This is a genomic window from Brachyspira intermedia PWS/A, assembly GCF_000223215.1.
Lineage (GTDB): Bacteria > Spirochaetota > Brachyspiria > Brachyspirales > Brachyspiraceae > Brachyspira > Brachyspira intermedia.
On record NC_017243.1, the window covers coordinates 1,122,795 to 1,142,592 of the forward strand.

The 19,798-nt window shown below is 26.4% G+C and carries 16 protein-coding genes; 7 read left to right on the plus strand and 9 right to left on the minus strand.

Annotation, left to right across the window (positions count from 1 at the left end; translation table 11 throughout):
- Nucleotides 1-49: 49 nt before the first annotated feature.
- The 5 genes from BINT_RS04950 to BINT_RS04970 all read right to left on the minus strand — a co-directional run bounded on the left by BINT_RS04950 (nt 50) and on the right by BINT_RS04970 (nt 9,848).
- Entirely contained in the window at nt 50-2,023 is a 1,974-nt protein-coding gene (locus tag BINT_RS04950) for a lysozyme inhibitor LprI family protein (protein WP_014487455.1), read from the minus strand.
- A gap of 133 nt (nt 2,024-2,156) precedes the next feature.
- On the minus strand, nt 2,157-4,142 hold the full coding sequence (locus tag BINT_RS04955; protein ID WP_014487456.1) for a lysozyme inhibitor LprI family protein: 1,986 nt from the start codon (nt 4,140-4,142) through the stop codon (nt 2,157-2,159).
- A 133-nt stretch (nt 4,143-4,275) separates the two neighbouring features.
- A complete protein-coding gene (locus BINT_RS04960; RefSeq protein WP_014487457.1) occupies nt 4,276-5,949 on the minus strand; it encodes an ankyrin repeat domain-containing protein in 1,674 nt (557 codons plus the stop codon).
- 136 nt (nt 5,950-6,085) lie between these two features.
- Nucleotides 6,086-8,014, minus strand: a complete 1,929-nt coding sequence (locus BINT_RS04965; RefSeq protein ID WP_014487458.1) for a lysozyme inhibitor LprI family protein — start codon at nt 8,012-8,014, stop codon at nt 6,086-6,088.
- Between the two features lie 127 nt (nt 8,015-8,141).
- A complete protein-coding gene (locus BINT_RS04970; protein ID WP_014487459.1) occupies nt 8,142-9,848 on the minus strand; it encodes an ankyrin repeat domain-containing protein in 1,707 nt (568 codons plus the stop codon).
- Between the two features lie 480 nt (nt 9,849-10,328).
- Here BINT_RS04970 and BINT_RS04975 point away from each other — a divergent pair, with 480 nt between their 5' ends.
- Nucleotides 10,329-11,924, plus strand: a complete 1,596-nt coding sequence (locus BINT_RS04975) for a potassium/proton antiporter (RefSeq protein WP_014487460.1) — start codon at nt 10,329-10,331, stop codon at nt 11,922-11,924.
- A 156-nt stretch (nt 11,925-12,080) separates the two neighbouring features.
- Here the strand turns inward: BINT_RS04975 and BINT_RS04980 are convergent, their stop codons facing one another.
- From BINT_RS04980 to def, 4 genes are all read right to left on the minus strand, one after another.
- Nucleotides 12,081-12,908: a GGDEF domain-containing protein gene (locus BINT_RS04980; protein ID WP_014487461.1), complete on the minus strand. Its 828-nt coding sequence runs from the start codon at nt 12,906-12,908 to the stop codon at nt 12,081-12,083.
- A 104-nt stretch (nt 12,909-13,012) separates the two neighbouring features.
- Nucleotides 13,013-14,257, minus strand: a complete 1,245-nt coding sequence (locus tag BINT_RS04985; protein ID WP_014487462.1) for a M23 family metallopeptidase — start codon at nt 14,255-14,257, stop codon at nt 13,013-13,015.
- A gap of 99 nt (nt 14,258-14,356) precedes the next feature.
- Complete coding sequence (locus BINT_RS04990) at nt 14,357-15,019, minus strand: HAD family hydrolase (protein WP_014487463.1); 663 nt, start codon at nt 15,017-15,019, stop codon at nt 14,357-14,359.
- A gap of 6 nt (nt 15,020-15,025) precedes the next feature.
- Nucleotides 15,026-15,589: a peptide deformylase gene (gene def, locus BINT_RS04995; protein WP_014487464.1), complete on the minus strand. Its 564-nt coding sequence runs from the start codon at nt 15,587-15,589 to the stop codon at nt 15,026-15,028.
- 195 nt (nt 15,590-15,784) lie between these two features.
- On the opposite strand from def, the gene BINT_RS05000 reads away from it, so the two are divergent.
- The 6 genes from BINT_RS05000 to BINT_RS05025 all read left to right on the plus strand — a co-directional run bounded on the left by BINT_RS05000 (nt 15,785) and on the right by BINT_RS05025 (nt 19,792).
- Nucleotides 15,785-16,444, plus strand: coding sequence for an HAD family hydrolase (locus BINT_RS05000; RefSeq protein ID WP_014487465.1), 660 nt, complete (start codon nt 15,785-15,787; stop codon nt 16,442-16,444).
- Between the two features lies 1 nt (nt 16,445).
- Nucleotides 16,446-17,531, plus strand: a complete 1,086-nt coding sequence (locus BINT_RS05005; protein ID WP_014487466.1) for a tetratricopeptide repeat protein — start codon at nt 16,446-16,448, stop codon at nt 17,529-17,531.
- 124 nt (nt 17,532-17,655) lie between these two features.
- Nucleotides 17,656-18,084 (plus strand): flagellar basal body rod protein FlgB, encoded by a 429-nt coding sequence (flgB, locus tag BINT_RS05010; RefSeq protein WP_012670386.1) that lies wholly within the window; start codon nt 17,656-17,658, stop codon nt 18,082-18,084.
- Between the two features lie 35 nt (nt 18,085-18,119).
- A complete protein-coding gene (gene flgC, locus BINT_RS05015; RefSeq protein ID WP_012670385.1) occupies nt 18,120-18,581 on the plus strand; it encodes a flagellar basal body rod protein FlgC in 462 nt (153 codons plus the stop codon).
- Nucleotides 18,582-18,613: 32 nt separating this feature from the next.
- A complete protein-coding gene (gene fliE / locus BINT_RS05020; protein WP_014487467.1) occupies nt 18,614-18,985 on the plus strand; it encodes a flagellar hook-basal body complex protein FliE in 372 nt (123 codons plus the stop codon).
- Nucleotides 18,986-19,012: 27 nt separating this feature from the next.
- Nucleotides 19,013-19,792 (plus strand): hypothetical protein, encoded by a 780-nt coding sequence (locus BINT_RS05025; RefSeq protein ID WP_014487468.1) that lies wholly within the window; start codon nt 19,013-19,015, stop codon nt 19,790-19,792.
- Nucleotides 19,793-19,798: the final 6 nt, after the last annotated feature.

Genomic DNA, 19,798 nt, shown 5'->3' on the forward strand with positions numbered 1-19,798 from the left:
ATAAAATCCCTTAATTATATATTTAATATAATTAAGGGATTGACTTATTTTATTGTATATTCAAAATTTTAAGCATTTCAGCTTCTATTGTTTTAATATCGCCTTTTGCTTCCTGAATAGTTTTGATTTCTGCTCTTCTTTGCTCCAATAATTCTTCCTGACCTTGTTTATCCAAAGTAGCTTTTTTAGCAAAATATGCATCGCTTATAAGTTTATCAGCCATTCTCAAAGTTCTGTCTGATACTATTGCTTTGTCTGATGCATTTTCTGCTTTAGACATATCAAAACTTGCATCAGTTTTTAAAGCCCCTTCAGGTACTCCATCAAGTATACTTCCTTTCCATTCCAATTTAGGCTGATAACTATATGTAATATAATCAAAATAATCTGTATTCTTTATTTCATTATTATCAATGAATATATCAAGTGCTTTATTATAAGATTTATCTAATAAAAACATTTTATTTTTACCGTCTTCAGTATATATTTTTTGAATACGTTCTAAATTTTGAAAATCCTTATTATTAATAAGCTGTCCTATTTCTGAATCAAAATCTACTTCCAAATTCTCTTTCAAAAGTAAAGTAAAATTCACTGTACCGCCTCTTCCTCCGCCATAATCATAATCCCCTGAAAGCATTAATTCTTCTTTACCGTCATTATTTATGTCGCATAAGAAGAAAGATGGAAAATATATACGCCAACCCATTGTTTCATCTATATACTCCAAATATTTTTTTTCATCAAATTTACCGAAACTTATAAATTTAGAGCCTTTAGTATAATCTTTCAAATCATTTGTAGAAATTGAATTAATTTCAGCAGATTCTACTTTATCTATATCTCCAAGTCTGAAATTATAAGTTTTTACTTCTTCAAATGAAGCATATATATGATCATTCATAAACTCAGGATTATAATAATGTATATTTACTGGTCCGTTCCTAGTACTTTCAATTAAGAATGTATTTTTCTTAAACTGAAGAAAACTAAGTCTATTCCATCCATTATAATACTCCAGCAAATCAATTCTATAATAATTTCTAAAATACTCCGCATCATCAAAATATAATTTATCATTGCTGAGTCTGTTTCTAACATATGTTTTTAAATATTTATTTATTATATTTGTATTAACTATTTCTGGTACTATATTTACTAAAGCTATATGAGCTGTACCTCCAAATTCAATTGAACTTAAAGAATAATTATTTTCATTAAATAAATCTATATATCCATTATTTTTTGCAATATATCTAGAGAAACCATTGTTATAAGCATCAGCAACTAATTTTTCCGCCCTTAAAGAATCAGGAGCTTCTATTATATAATCAACTAATTTCATTTTATTGCTGTAAGCATTATCACCATCATACTTTGCTATTATCATAGATATATTAGTTCCGCCTGCTTTTTTCCATTCTGTTAAATACTTTTTTTCTTCTTCAAAATAATAAAGCGAATCGCAAGCAAAATGAGATAAGAACAAAGCTAAATAAACATCAGCATCTTTTTTATTTAATTTTAATAATTCTTCTCTTGCCTTTTTTAATGCTAGATTCTGATCTACATATAAATGTTCATCAGCATAATAATCTGTCAAATCTTCATTATATATATCCACACTGCTGAATGTTTCACTAAATGGATAATAATTAAAATTAACATTTGATATAAACTCTATAGAATATTTTTTTCTTTCATCATCATTTGCGAATTTCCTATTAAGAAAATCGAAATTTCTTTTTGCTTTTTCATTATTTTCTCTTAAATTTTTAAGCTCTTCATCAAATTTAGCTTTATCTACTCTAACACCTTTATAAACATATTTCATATCAAAGAATTCTTTTTGATTATTTGTTTGTGAAGTATTGGTTTGAGTATTTTGTGCATTGTTGTTTTGTGATTTTTGATTAGTTTGAGTATTTTGTTCTGATTGATTTGCTTTTTTGTTTCCGCCGCCGCATGAAATTACAGCAATCATTAAAATAAATGCTGCGATTATAGAAATAAATTTTTTCATATAGTACCCTCTGTATGTATTGTTGTTTTCGCATTATAGATTAAAATTATTAAAATTTCAATTATAAATATTTTTAACAATAAAAAAGTGCATACATATATAATGCATGCACTTTTATTGCAACTATTAAAAATTATTGTATATTCAAAATTTTAAGCATTTCGGCTTCTATTGCTTTAATATCTCCTTTTGCTTCCTGAATAGCTTTTATTTCTGCTCTTCTTTGGTCCAATAATTCTTCCTGACCTTGTTTATCCAAAGTAGCCCTTTTAGCAAAATACGCATCGCTTATAAGTTTATCAGCTACTCTCAAAGTTCTGTCGGACACTATTGCTTTGTCTGATCCATTCTCTGCCTTAGACATATCAAAGCTGGCATCAGTTTTTAAAGCTCCTTCAGGTACTCCATTAAGTATACTTCCTTTCCACTCCAATTTTGGTTGATAACTATATGTAATATAATCAAAAACTTCTGCATTCTTTATTTCATTATTATCAATAAATATATCATATGCCTCATTATTAAGAGTATCCAATAAAATCATTTTATTTTTTCCATTTTCTGTGTATATTTTTTGAGTACATCCCAAATCTTGGAAACTACGATAATTAATAAACTGTCCTATTTCTGAATCAAAATCTACTTCCAAATTATCTTTTAAAAGTAAAGTATAATGTGCTATACCGCCTCTTCCTGCAGAACTAGTATATTCTCCTGAAAGCATTAATTCTTCTTTACCATCATTATTGATATCACATAAGAAGAAAGATACTTCATGTAGAGGATAATACATGTTGCTAGCTACATGAGATGAATATTGTTCTATATCAAAGCTGCCTGAATCTATAAATTTGGAGTCTTTAGTATAATCTTTCAAATCATTTGTAGAAATTGAATTAATTTCAGCAGATTCTACTTTGTCTATATCTCCAAGTCTGAAATTATAATTTTTTATCTCTTTAAATGAAGCATATAAATTATCTTTTATAAAATCAGGATTATAATAATGCATATTTACTAATCCTTTCATAGTGCTTTCAATTAAAAACGTATTCTTTTTAAACTCAAGTAAATTAAGGTTATTCCAACCGTCATAACAATAAACTGCATTAATATTGTAATAATTTTGATAATATTCTAAATAGTCTTGTATATCATCATTAGCCAATCTATTATTTATATAAGTTTTTATATATTTATTCATTACATTTGTATTGCCTATTTCTTCTGCTATTTTTACTGAAGATAAACGGGCAGTACCTTCTAATTCAATTGAAGTTAAAGAATAATTATTTTCATTGAATAAATCTATATATCCATTATCTTTTACAATGTATCTATAGAAATTATCTTTATAAGCATCAGCAACTAATTTTTCTGCCCTTAAAGAATCAGGAGCTTCTATTATATAATTAATTAAATTCATTTTTTGTATATAAGTATTCTCATTATCATTTTCTCTCATTATCATAGATATATTAGTGCCGCCTGCTTTTTTCCATTCTGTTAAATATTTTTTCTCTTCTTCAAAATAATAAAGCGAATCTGTAACAAAATGAGATAAGAACAAAGCTAAATAAACATCAGCATCTTTTTTATTTAATTTTAATAATTCTTCTCTTGCCTTTTTTAATGCTAAATTTTGATCGACATATAGATATCCAACAGCATAATAATCTTCAACTTCACTATATATGCCCCAACTCCCCCAGCTTATTAAGAATTCTAGATCTAATGTAGCATAATTAACATTTGATATAAACTCTATAGAATATTTTTTTATTTCATCATCATTTGAAAATTTCCTATTAAGAAAATCAAAATTCCTTTTTGCATATTCATTATTTTCTCTTAATTTTTTAAGCTTTTCATCAAATTTAGCTTTATCTGCTCTAATACCTTTATAAACATATTTCATATCAAAGAATTCTTTTTGATTATTTGTTTGTTTGCTTTGATTAGCTGATGTATTGGTTTGAATATTTTGTGCATTGTTGTTTTGTGATTTTTGATTAGTTTGAGTATTTTGTTCTGATTGATTTGTTTTTTTGTTTCCGCCGCATGAAATTACAGCAATCATTAAAATAAATGCTGCAATTATAGAAATAACATTTTTCATATAGTACCCTCTGTATGTATTGTCATTTTAGCATTATAAATTAGAATAATCAAAATTTCAATGAAAAATATTTAAACAAAAAAAGTGCATACATATATAATGCATGCACTTTTTTATTTTATTATTTTTATACTTAATAACTAAGATAAGTTTCTAAATCGTCAGGATTATTTAAATGATAAAGTGTTGCTTTGTCATCTTCTTCCATAACAATATCCATAGCTGTTTTTCCTTCTTTGTTTTTAATGTTATAATCAGCCCCCATATTTATAATAACTCCTAACATACCATAACTTCCAACAACATTTTGTACGGCAACTATTAATGGAGTATCTCCGTTGTCATTTTTTTTATTTACATCAGCACCATTTTTTATCATATAGTAACAAAGATCTGTTCCAAACCAAACTTCACGTGCTAAATATGTTAAAGGAGTATCTCCTGTTGCTGAACATATAGCATTTAAATCAGGCTTCAAATCAACAATATTTTTAGCTAAATCTATATTACGATACTTCATTGCTTTTATTAAAGGAGTATATCCGTATCCATCTTCTAAATTTATATCAGCACCCTTTTCTACTAAAAATTTAACCATCTCTTTATCATTTCTAGCAGCAGCTAAACCAAGAGGAGTTATCTTATCATATTGTTTATTTAAATCAGTATCATCTTTTATAAGTTTTTCTAATGCTTTCATATCGCCTTTAGATATAGCATTCATCAATTCATCATATCCGTCTATATTATTTGAATCTTCGCTTGATAATAATTTTTCTATTTCATAATATTTGCCATCTTGTACTAATTTTATAGCTTGTTCTCTAGTTGTATTAGTATTAAGATTAAAAACATCATTATCTACTAATAATTTAGTTATATCATAATTATTATATGCATAAAGCATATAATCATCAGCTGAGTTTAAATTTGCTCCTTCATCAATTAAAAATTTAGCCATTTCTATATATCCGTTTTCTGCAGCTACTTTCAAAGGAGAATTAACCCAAAATCCGTCATAAAATATTTGAGCATCTATATCTTGTCCTATAGATAATAAATATTTAACCATTTCTATATTATTCTGCTCAACTGCTTTTGGAATTAAAGTTTCTTTTGAATCTCCTCTTTTTACAAGAAGTTTAAGTACATCAAGATTGTTGTTGTCAATAGCAATATCTGTCAAATAAGTAGAATATTCATAACCATAATCTCTATTTTTATCAAGTCCTTTATCAATTAAGATTTTAGTCATTTCAGGATTATTATTTCTAACAGCATAGTAAAGCATATCAAGACCGCCTTCTGTTTCTGTTTCCATACCGCTTGCTCTAGCATTAACATCAGCACCTTCTTTTATAAGCTCTTTTGCTAAATCATTGTATCCGAATTGTACTGCCAAAAACAAAGGAGTAGAATCTTGATATATATATTTATCACCAAAATTTGTATATTCAGTAATTTTTCCTTCTAGTCCTTCTTCTGCTATTAGTTTTGATATTTCGTATATTGGTGCTTTATATTTATGCTCATTAAGTATTTCATCTATTTTTTTATATCCTGTAGGTATAGGATCCATTTCTGTACCTTGAATATATTCATTAGTATATTTAGTTGTATCAATGTTAATATCAATATCTGTATTATGATTTTCATTTGTAGTTGTAGGATTAACATATACTTTATTAGTTTCTGTTTGATTAGTTTGACTATTTTCTGTTTGTTCTGTCTCTTTGTTTCCGCCTCCGCAGGAAATTATCGAAACTATTAAAACAAAAATAGAAATAAGAGAAAGAAGTGATTTCATTTTTTTACCCTCTGTATGTATTATTATTTTTTATGATAAATTAAAATAATTAAAATTTCAATTACAAAATATTTTTACCAATAAAAAAGTACATACATATAAAAAAATATGCATGCACTTTTTTTAACTATTAAAATTATTGTATGTTCAAAATCTTAAGCATTTCAGCTTCTATTGTTTTAATATCGCCTTTTGCTTCCTGAATAGTTTTGATTTCTGCTCTTCTTTGCTCCAACAATTCTTCCTGACCTTGTTTATCCAAAGTAGCTTTTTTAGCAAAATATGCATCGCTTATAAGTTTATCAGCCATTCTCAAAGTTCTGTCTGATACTATTGCTTTGTCTGATGCATTTTCTGCTTTAGACATATCAAAGCTCGCATCAGTTTTTAAAGCTCCTTCAGGCACTCCGTCAAGTATGCTTCCTTTCCATTCCAATTTTGGCTGATAACTATATGTAATATAATCAAAATAATCTGCATTCTTTATTTCATTATTATCAATGAATATATCCAAAGCCTCACTAGAAGCTTCATTTAACAAAAACATTTTATTTTTACCGTCTTCAGTATATATTTTTTGACTTTTATTTAAATCCTGAAAATCTTGATTATTAATAAGCTGTCCTATTTCTGAATCAAAATCTATTTCCAAATTCTCTTTTAAAAGTAAAGTAAAATTCACTGTACCGCCTCTTCCTCCGCTATAATCATAATCCCCTGAAAGCATTAATTCTTCTTTACCATCATTATTTATGTCGCATAAAAAGAAAGATGGATATACACGCCAACCCATTGTTTCATCTATATACTCCAAATATTTTTCTTCATCAAATTTACCAAAACTTATAAATTTAGAGCCTTTAGCATAATCTTTCAAATCATTTGTAGAAATTGAATTAATTTCAGCAGATTCTACTTCATCTATATCTCCAAGTCTGAAATTATAATTTTTTACCTCTTCAAATGAAGCATATATATGATCATTCATAAACTCAGGATTATAATAATGCATATTTACTTTTGATTCAATTAAGAATGTATTCTTCTTAAACTCAAGAAAACTAAGCCCATTCCATCCGTCATAAGCATCTTCATTATTATGATCATAATAATTTCTAAAATACTCCGCATCATCAAAATATAATTTATCATCGCTGAGTTTATTTGTAACATAAGTTTTTAAATATTTATTTATTATATTTGTATTGACTATTTCTGGCACTATATTTAATGAAGCTACTTTAGCTGTACCTTCCAATTCAATTGAACTTAAAGAATAATTATTTTCATTAAATAAATCTATATATCCAGTATTTTTTGCAATATATCTAGAGAAACCATTGTTATAAGCATCAGCAACTAATTTTTCTGCTCTTAAAGAATCAGGAGCTTCTATTATATAATCAACTAATTTCATTTTATTACTATAAGCATTATCATCATCATACTTTGCTATCATCATAGATATATTAGTTCCGCCTGCTTTTTTCCATTCTACTAAATACTTTTTTTCTTCTTCAAAATAATAAAGCGAATCGCAAGCAAAATGAGATAAGAACAAAGCTAAATAAACATCAGCATCTTTTTTATTTAATTTTAATAATTCTTCTCTTGCCTTTTTTAATGCTAAATTCTGATCAACATATAAATGTTCATCAGCATAATAATCTGTCAAATCTTCATTATATTTATCCCAAGTGCTGAATGTTTCACTAAATGGATCATAATTAACATTTGATATAAACTCTATAGAATATTTTTTTCTTTCATCATCATTTGCAAATTTCCTATTAAGAAAATCGAAATTTCTTTTTGCATATTCATTATTTTCTCTTAATTTTTTAAGCTCTTCATCAAATTTAGCTTTATCTACTCTAACACCTTTATGAACATATTTCATATCAAAGAATTCTTTTTTAGTTTCTGTTTTTTGATTATCAGATGAAGCAGTTTTTTGTTCATTAGTATTTTGCGATGCTTGATTTACTTCTTTGTTTCCGCCTCCGCATGAAATTATAGTAATAATCAAACTAAGCATTATAATAGTAGAAATAATATTTTTCATATTAAACCGTCCATAAGTATTTTGATTTTTGTATAATAAATTAAAATTATCAAAATTTCAATTACAAAATATTTTCATAATAAAAAAGTGCATACATATATAATGCATGCACTTTTTTTATTATTTATTAATAACTAAGATAATGTTCTAAATCGCTTGGATTAGTCATATTATGAAGTGCTGATGTATCATCTCTAGCTGAAGCAATATCAATGGCTGTTTTTCCTTCTTTGTTTTTAATATTATAATCAGCCCCCATATTTACAAGAACTCCCACAATAGAATAATTATAACTTGCAGCTGCAATCATTAATGGAGTATTTCCTTCCTTATTCTTTTTATTTATATCGGCACCATTTTTTATCATATAATAACAAAGATCTGCTACACCGCCGTACTTGTTGGCATTTACTAAATATGTTAAAGGAGTATCTCCTGTTGCTGAACATATAGCATTTAAATCAGGCTTCAAATCAATAATATTTTTAGCTAAACCTATATTACGATACTTAATTGCTATTATTAAAGGAGTATATCCGTATCCATCTTCTAAATTTATATCAGCACCTTTTTCTACTAAAAATTTCACCATTTCTTTATCATTTCTAGCAGCAGCTAAATTAAGAGGTGTAATCTTATCATATTGTTTATTTAAATCAGTATCATCTTTTATAAGTTTTTCTAATGCTTTCATATCGCCTTTTGATACAGCATTCATTAATTCATCATATCCATCTATATTGTTTGAATCTTCGCTTAATAATAATTTTTCCATTTCATAATATTTTTGATCTTTTGCTAATGTTATAGCTTGTTCTCTAGTTGTATTAGTATTAAGATTAAAAACATCATTATCTATTAATAATTTAGTTATATCATAATTACCATAATCAATAGCTGGACCTATATAATCATCGCTTGAGTTTAAATTGGCACCCTCATCAATTAAAAGTTTAGCTATTTCTATATTGCCATTTTCAGCTGCTACTTTCATAGGAGAGTTAATCCAAAGTCCATCTGCAAATATTTGAGCATTTACATCTTGTCCTATAGATATTAAATATTTAACTATTTCTATATTATTTTCTTCTATGGCATCAGGAATTAAGCTTGATTCCAAATCAATATCTCCGCTTTCTACAAGTATTTTAAGCATATCAAGATTATTGTTGTCAATAGCAATATCTGTTAAATAATAAGGATATTCAAAACCATAATCTCTGCCTGCATCAAGTCCTTCATCAATTAAGATTTTACTCATTTCAACATTATTATTTTCAACAGCATAATAAAGCATATCAATACCATCTTCTGTTTCCATATCATTTGCTCTAGCATTAACATCTGCACCTTCTTTTATAAGTTCTTTTGCCAAATCATTATATCCGAATTGTACCGCCAAAAACAAAGGAGTAGAATCTTTATTTACTTTATATATATATTTATCACTAAAATTTGTATATTCAGTGATTTTTCCTTCTAGTCCTTCCTCTGCTAATAATTTTGATATTTCATATATTGGTGCTTTATATTTATATTCATTAAGTATTTCATCTATTTTACTATATCCTGTAGGCATAGGATCTAACTCTGTACCTTGAATATATTCATTAGTATATTTAGTTTTATTAATATCATTATTTTCATTAACATTGATATCAATATCTCTATTATTATTTGTAGTTGTTGGATTAATATATACTTGTTCATTTGTTTGAGTTTGATTAGTTTGAGTATTTTGTTCTGATTGATTTGTTCCTTTGTTTCCGCCTCCGCATGAAATTATAGCAATCATTAAAATAAATACTGTAATTATAGAAATAAAATTTTTCATATTAAACCGTCCATATGTATTTTGATTTTTTGTATAATAAATTAAAATGATTAAAATTTCAATTAAAAATATTTTCACAATAAAAAAGCTAATAATATATACATTTTTTATAAATTAATTTGAATTAGTTTATAAACTTTTCAGGTTATTTAAATAACAAAGTGTAAATTCATTATTTTCAGTCATAATCAAGAATTGTTTTACCTTTATTGTTTTTTATATTATAATCAGCATTCATATTTGTAAATGTTTATAAAATAGAATAATTTATATTTTCAAAGCTAATCATTAATAGAGTGTATCTTCTACTTTATATATTGATTTAGATAATCGTAAATGATAATTAATAAAAATAGATTATAACATTATTAGCAAAATATATAATAATATTAAACTTTTAATATTAATTGAAAATAATATTTGTATTTTTTTAAAAACCATATATATTTATATAAAATATTTCTTTAATAATAGGTTTTTATGAATTCAGCTATATTGTTATCTTCTATAATAATTATACTATGCATAATAGTGAGTAAAATTTCGGTAAAGGTAGGAGTCCCATCTCTTTTGCTTTTTTTAGTTTTGGGAATGGTTTTTGGTACAGACGGTATTTTAAAAATAGAGTTTGATGATTATAAAGTTGCTGAGGAACTAGCCACCATCACATTGATATTCATCATGTTTTACGGAGGATTCGGTACTAATTGGAAAGCTGCAAAACCTGTGGCAAATCAGGCATTTCTTCTTTCATTTGTTGGTACTTTTATAACATCTATGATTACGGGGTTATTGTGCCATTATATTCTTAAATTAAATTTTTTTGAAAGTTTTTTAATAGGTTCTGTGGTAGGATCAACAGATGCAGCTTCTGTGTTTTCTATACTTCGTTCTAGGAGTTTGAACCTTAAAGACGGACTTGCTTCATTGCTTGAACTTGAAAGCGGAAGTAATGACCCTATGTCTTATATGCTTACCGTTATATTTTTGGGTCTTATAGGAAAAACTTTAACATCTCCTTTATCTATAGCATATATGGTGTTTGCTCAAATAGTTTTTGCTTTGGCAGTTGCAGCGGCTGTATCTTTTATGGCTTATAATATGCTTAAAAGGTTCACATTTCCTGTTAATGGACTTGATACTATATTTGTACTTGCTGTAGCATTGCTATCATATTCTCTTTCTTCTTTTATAGGAGGAAATGGATATTTAACTGTTTATGTAGTGGGTATAGTTTTAGGAAATACAAAGATTAAAAATAAAGTTACATTGGTTCATTTCTTTGACGGAATCACAGGACTTATGCAAATGGTTCTGTTTTTTATGCTTGGACTTTTATCTATACCTTCAAGAATATTAAATGTTGCTCCAACTTCTATTTATGTAGCTTTATTTGTAACATTAGCAGCTAGACCTATAGCTGTATTTTCCATATTAACACCATTTAAAATATCATTAAAGAAACAACTTCTTGTTATGGCTGCAGGCCTTAGAGGAGCGGCATCCATTGTATTTGCTATATTTGTAATAGTTAATGATAATTCTATAAGTTATGATATATTCCATGTTGTATTTTTCCTTTCTATAATATCAGTATTGCTTCAAGGAACATTCCTTCCTATTATAGCAAAAAAGCTTGATTTGGTAGACTCTGATGAAAATGTACTTAAAACTTTTAACGACTATGTAGATGATTCAGATATGGAGCTTATACAGGTTAAAATACCTAGTACGCATCATTGGGTAGGCAGACCTATTATGGAAATAGAACTTCCTGAAGAATCAATTATAGTAACTATAGAAAGAGGCGACAGTACTATCATTCCTCATGGTAAAACTGTAATTGAGCAGGGTGATGTCGTTATATTAAATGCTAAAAAGACTAAATATTATGATATTAGTTTAAGAGAGATACATATTAATCATCGTCATCCTTGGAAGGATAAAGAATTAAAAGATTTAAATTTACCTCAGAATAATTTAATAGTTATGATAAAAAGGGGAGAAAGTACAGTTATACCTAGAGGAAATACTGTTATTAAAGATAAAGATATTGTATTAATAAGAGATATTTAATTTTTTATATTTATTTTTTACCATAGTTAGTGTGAATGGTTATATTATATAGTATTTTTCATAAATAATCTCCCACTTTTATTTAGCTTTAACATACTAAAGCTAAATAAAAGTGACTATTATTCTTATATTCCTAATAACTATAAAAAAATTGAATTAAAAATCTAATATAACAGATTTGTTTCTTCCGGTTTCTTTAGCATTGTATAATGATTGATCTGCTTTGTTTATAAATGTTCTTAGAGTAGTATTTTCTTCTTTTATGGCACCGCCTAAAGATGCTGTTGCTTTTAGAGAATATTCTTCTGTAGATAAATCTGTTTCTATTATTGAAGTTCTTATCTCTTCCATAGCATTTAGAAGCTCTTTTTTATTATCAATATCAAATACTATGATAAATTCTTCTCCACCATATCTTGCCAATACTGATTTATGTATTAGCTTTTTTAAAGAATCTTTCATTACTTTTGAAACTAATTTTAATACATGATCTCCTATATTATGACCATAAGTATCATTGTAATGCTTGAATTTATCTAAATCAACTATAACTATAGAGTATATTTCATTAGTAATTTCTTTTTCTTGTAAATATTTTATTATATATCCGCGATTGTATAAACCTGTGAGCTTATCTCTATTGGCTAGAAATGAAAGTTTTTCGCTATATAATATTATTGAGAGATAATTGATAAGTATTTGTATCTTATCTTCATTTTTATCCGTATTAATTATTATATAGCCGAATTTATTGCCTCTAGCGAATAATGTATATTCTTTATTATTTGTTTTGTCACTAATAACCAATTTATTTTTGGACGTATACCATAATCTTGCTTCTCCGATTTCTTCTTTGTAAAAGTAAACTGCAAAACTTTTTATAAAATCTTTAGAACTTGCTTCAAAGGTTTTTATTATTCCGTCTACAGAAAACGGTTCAGGTATATCATTTAGAATATTAATAACTTTAATAACATCATTCATAATTGAAACATTATACAAAAATCAAAATATATTGCAAATATTAATGAATATAAAAATAAGGGACTCTTATTCCAAGAATCCCTTTATTTATATTTAAATATTTATTATCTTCTTCCTCTTAAATATTTTTTTATAGGTATAAAATCAGCAGGATTTAATGCCACGCCATTTCTTCTAACTTCAAAATGTAAATGGCTTCCTGTAGATCTTCCTGTGCTTCCCATTCTTCCTATCATAACACCAACGCCTACAGTAGCTCCAGCTTTTGTAGTTATTGAATTAAGGTGTCCATAATATGTTGTGTATCCTTTGTCATGACGAACTATTACTAAATTACCATAACCACCGCTATATCCTGCAAATATTACTTTTCCTTTTCTAGCAGCATATACAGGAGTATTAAGTCTTCCAGGTATATCAACACCCATATGTTTAGTTCTAACACCTGTGATAGGGTGAATTCTATATCCAAATACACTGCTTATTCTAGTTATAGTTGTAGGAATACTGAACATCTGTCCGAATTTATCGATTCTTTCATCTAAAGTATATTTAGCACCTGGCAAAAATATATCATCTCCAACTTCAATATTGCTAGGATCACTTATTTTATTAAATGCAAGAACTCTATTTAATGAAACATCGTATCTTTCAGCGATTTCTTCTATAGATTCATCTTTTTTTATTGTGTATAATAATCCGTTTCTATTAGGTACAACAATTTTTTGTCCAGGTCTTAATCTATTAGCATTAGTGATTTTATTTACGCTTACTAAAGTATCTAAATTAGCACCTATTTTTCTTGATATTGTAGTAAGATTATCTCCTTCTTCTATGATATATTCATCATATTTCATTCCTATAGTACCGTCTCCAACCAAAGTATTGTCAGAAGTTATAGAATTATAGAATATATCTGTAGCATTTTCTAATGTTACTGCTGATGTTACAGTAGGTACTTCGGATATGCTTGAAGTATTATAGCTTACTTGTTCCGGAGATATTTCATCTAATATTTTTGAATATGCGGCATTAGAAGGCATTTTATCTTCAGGTAAAATTGCAGCATTGGATGTATGACGCATATTTATTATTAAAAAATTAGCCAAAATCATAAATAATGATAATGATACTACAGCTAATGCAAATTTTTTGATTATCGATAAGAAAATATTATTTTTTTTATCATTACTTGTATATCTTGTAGAATGAACATAAGTTGTTCTTATTCTTTGAATACTATTGCTTTTACTTAATTTTGACTTGATTTTGAATAATATATCTTCTATATAAGAAAGAATATTATCATTATTTCGGATTTTGGTGTACTTAAATTTGTTATTTTTCATATTGTTACTGTTAAATTAATACTTATTTGATTACTAATAAATAATTCATTCTAATATACAAATATTTTATAGTATTGTCAAGTATATAATTTTTTTTAATTAAAATTTTTTCTTAATTATATAATCGGCAATCTCATTGAATGAATTTAAATAATAATTGTTTTTTAATTCTAACAAAATGTTTTTATCTGTTATTCCATATAGAGCTAACAAACATTTTATACTTGAATTACATGCAAATTCATAATCAGGTATTCCATCCCCAATCATAACTGTTTCATCTTCTATTAGATTATAATCTTTTTTTAAGCTATTCCATATATTAACATCAGGTTTCCTGTATGGATAAACACCATCACCTATAACAGCCTTGAAATATTTTTGTATATTTAGTTTTTCTACTGTTTTTATAGCCATTTTATTAGGTTTATTACTTATAACAAACATATTAATATTATGATTGTATAATGTATCTAAAGTTTCATAAACACCTTCATAAGCTTTAGTGTTGTCTACACAATGTTCTTCATAGTATTTTATATAGAAGCTATATATTTCTTCCTCAATTTCTTCATTATTACTATATTTATTGACAGCTCTTTTTATAAGAAGTCTAGCCCCATTTCCAACGAATTTATGAGTATCTTCAATGGATATGGCTTGTAAACTAAAGTGTTTTAATGAAGCATTTACAGAATTATATATATCTAATATAGAATCAGCTAAAGTTCCGTCTAAATCGAATATTATATTTTTTATCATAATTAATCAGCTATTTTTTAACATTTCTCTATTATTTGCCTTTTTTATGCCTCTAACTGTATTGTTTCTAAGTTCTTTTAATTCTCTTTTTAATCTTCTTTTTTGATATGATTCCAATCTGTCTATAAAAGATATTCCATTTGTATGATCTATTTCATGCTGAAGTACTTTAGCTATATAATTTTCAGCATCAAGAATTTGTTCATTGCCGTCTCTATCTAAATATTTTACTTTAATTTGAGTATATCTAGCAACATCATCTCTTATTTCAGGGAATGAAAGGCATCCTTCTTCTAAACTTTCAGTTTCATCATTATGCCATATTATCTCTGGATTTATTAATGCCAATTTGAAATCAGGTTTAGTTTCATCATCAAAATCAGGTACAGAGATAACTATAAGCCTCTTTAATACTCCAATTTGAACTGCTGCAAGTCCGACTCCTCGCTCTTTATACATCGTTTCAAACATATCATCTATTAAAGTGAGTATTTCATCATCTATTTTTTCAATCTTTTCTGATACTTTCTGCAATCTTTCATCTCCGTATATTACTAATTCTCTTAGCATATTATCTCCTAAAATTATATATATTTATAAACTATTATTTACAATAATTATCAATTAATATTAAATCTAATATATAATATTAAATTTTTTATTTATAGTCAAGTGATTTTTTAGTTTACATAATTTTTTATTAATTATAAGTTAAAATCTGAAAATTCCTTTGACAAATGATTTTTTTGTAGTAGAATACATTTTATGATGAGAGTTGCATATTTCGATTTGGATAAAACTATATTAAATAAAGATTCCATATTTCCATTTATGATGTTCTATTTAAAAAAGAATCCTTCAAGTATAATGCATTATATAGCTTTGATACCTTATTTTTTATTATTTTGTTTAAAGATAATAGATAATCAAAAAATAAAATATCAAATAGCACATATATTCAAAAATATAGACATAGAATTCGGAGACAAAATAGGTAAAGAGTTTGCTGATACTATAGTACCTTCTTTATATTATAAAGATGCTTTAGAAGAAATAAAGAAATTAAAAAATCAGGGATATACATTGATTTTAGTTACCGCTAGTTTTGAGATTTATGCCAAATATATAGCTGAAAATTTAGGTTTTGATAGATGTATGGGTACTGAGTTATGGACTTTTAGGGGAAAATATACCGGATATATGTACGGTAAAAATTGCTATGGTGCTGCTAAAAGATACAGATTATTTACTGAGCATTTTTTTCCTCATCATAGCGATAAAAATATAGCATACAGTGATTCTATAAGTGATTTACCTCTTTTTAATTTTGCCGACACTAAAGTATGCGTTAATCCTGATAATAAATTAAAAGAGCATGCTTTAAAAAATAAAGATAAAGGTTTTACTATAGTTAATTGGAGATAATATGGCAGAAAATATTAATAATGTCTATGATAATGCAGCAGCAATAGATGAAGATATTAAAGATATCATAAAAGAAAATAATGATATTATTGCAGAAAAAATTAATAATCTTATAGATATAAATAATATTTCTTATGCCAAAAAATTAGCTTTAGAACTGATAAAAAAAGATAATAAGTATAAATACGGATACTTAGTTTTAATTGACATATATTATGAAGAAAATGATTTCAAATCTGTAATAGAATTGATTGATAATGCTCTTAATTTTATAAAAGATGATAAAGATTTACTTGAAAATAAGATAGAGGCACTTATAAGCACTTATGAATATGAAGAAGCAAAGAATGTAATAGAAAAGTTAATATCTTTCGGAAATGCTGATTCAAGTGTTTATGGACAGTATGGAATTTTACTTTCTATAGAAGGAAAACATAATGAGGCTATAGAAAAATATAAAAAAGCTATATCAATAGATAATGAAGATGTTTTATCTATGATTAATATGTCTGTAGCTTATAGGGCATTATATAAATATGATGATGCCTTGAATATTTTAGACAGAGCATTAACTATAAATAAAAATGATTCTAATATTATAAACAGAATAAACAATATAAAATATTTAATAGATAATTCAAAATTTGATGCAGGAAGATTAACAGCAATACAGGCCAATCCTGACAGATTTAATTTATTAGTTCCTGAAAATTTTGATGCCTCTATAGAAGGGTCTTTATTAAAAATAGAAAGTTCTGATAAGAGAATATCAATAATCATCAGCTATAGTGATAAAAAATATGATGAAGCTGCTATAAAAGAGCTTTTTGACGGATTTAGAAGCAGAAGAGGGGAGCTTTACTCTATAATTACACCTATATCCATAAGACAAAGAGAAGAATATAATGATTTATTTGCAGAGTATATATTCATTTCAAAGATAAATAAAAATGATTTCTTTAATGCTATAACTGTAGTAGGCAAGGGTGAAGAATCTATAATACTTACAATGTCAGCAACTGTTACAGTGAGCAGTCATTTAATATCATTCGCTAAAGAAGTTATGAATAGTTTGTATTTTAAATAATATTATAGTATACATAATATTTTATTATAATTTACATAATATAATCCTAAAAAAGTATTAAAGCACTTTTTCATTAAACCGACAATATTCATAAGTATAATTTTATAATTTAGAGGTTATAACTATGAGTATGTTTGCTGATACAACCTATGCTAAAACTATGACAGTAGCCAAGAAGCTTTTAAATGTTTATGGACTTAGAGCTGAGGTTATAGCCGATAATATAGCAAATGTATCTACACCTAATTTCAAAAGAAGCGATGTAACTTTTGAATATCAGCTTGCTAGAGCTTTAGACAGTGAAAATTATAATGGCATGGAAGCTAAAAGAACTGATTCAAGACATTTTCCTTTTCATATGCCTATGGATTATAAACAAGTTTCACCTACTATTACAGTAGATTATGATACTAGCTATAGAAATGATAAAAACAATGTTGATATAGATAAAGAAATGGCTGAAGAAGCTAAAAACACTTTAAGATATCAAATGTTTACGCAAATAGTTAATGCTCAATATAGAGAAATTAGAAGAATGATAGGTAATGCTTAATCAGTATTATTTAAATTCTTAAAGGAGTAACAGAAATGGGAATATTTTCAATTATAAATACATCAGGAAGCGGTTTAACTGCTCAAAGAACTAGATTAGATGTTATAGCTGATAATATAGCAAATGTTAATACAACAAGAACTACAGAGGGCGGAGCTTTCAGAAGAAGCAGAGTAATATTCAAGCCTAGAGATGACGGCAATAAATACAGAAGCCCATTTTTACCAGATGCTTTACAGCCTAATGTTGGTACTGGTGTAAGAGTATTCAGTATAGAAAAGGATATGGAAACTGCAACTAGATTTGTATATGATCCTTCTCACCCTGATGCTATCAAATATGGTGAAAAAGCTGGTTATGTAGAAATGCCTAATGTTAACCCAGTTACAGAAATGGTTGATATGATGGAGGCTTCAAGAGCTTATGAGGCTAACTCTACTATGATTCAGTCAGCTAAAACTATGTTTGGAAGTGCTTTGAATATAATAAGATATTAATCATTTGGAAGTAATAATATAAGGATATTTTTATGAATATTAATAGTGTAATGAATGCTTATAGTATGAATAATACAAGAACTGGTAATGTAGGAGATAATTACGGATTCGTGCTTAAAACTACAGACCCTAGACATTATGGACCTGCTCAGCAGTTAAGAAGAAGTTCAAACAATGATTTAATAAGCAATTTCGGTACAATGTTAAGCGATGCCATTGATGCTGTAAATCAAAAGCAGGTTGATAGAGATAATATAATAGTTCAAGCTGGTATAAGACCTGATCAGGTTGATGTATCAGATGTAATGAATGCTATTGCTGAAGCTGAATTATCTCTTAGCTTTACAAAGGCTGTAATTGATAGAGCTGTAAGAGCTTATCAAGAAGTAACTACTTATAGATAATAAATTCATCAAATAAATTTAGTAATAATGAACAATAATAAGCTGTTCTCCTTCAAAAAAGAGTTATTAAGGGCAAGCGTTTATGGTGTAATAGCCATAGCGTTTGCCAACTTAATTTTCTTTTCAATTTATAATAATAATCAAATATATATCACTATAATTTTAATAATACTTGAAATAATCACTTTAGTATTTTTATATATTGATGCTTCTAATATTAATAAAAGAAAATTATTATTCATCAAAAACAATTCTGTATTAGAGCATAATATAAATAAAAAAGTAAGCAAAGAAAATATAATAGATAGACTCAGATATTTCGGATACAGCATGTATTCTATTAATTCATCAAGAGTTTTTATTAATGCTGAAGTTATAAAAAATAAAAAATCTATTATAATACATGCTTACTATTTCTTTTTAGTTGATATTGATAAAGACGGAGAAGCTGTTTTAAATAATATAAAAAATGAACTTAATGAAATATTTGATTTGTATGTAGATGATAATCAAAAACTTTTTAAAAAAGATGATAATGACAAAGACAAAATAGTAAAAGCTAAATTATATAATCATGCTGTTTTTATTTTCTATGGTGATAATATACCAAGCAGAATTATAGACATGTCAGAATACGGATATACAAAAGAAAAATTATTAAACAGCAATGCACAAATATTCAGCGTATCATATTTGCCAAGTGATAATAAATTATATTTTGCTGATGCAATAGAAAATGTAATAAACTTAAATAAATTTCCAAAGAATGATTTTGTTTATATTATAAAAGATATATTTTCTTTATAACTTTAT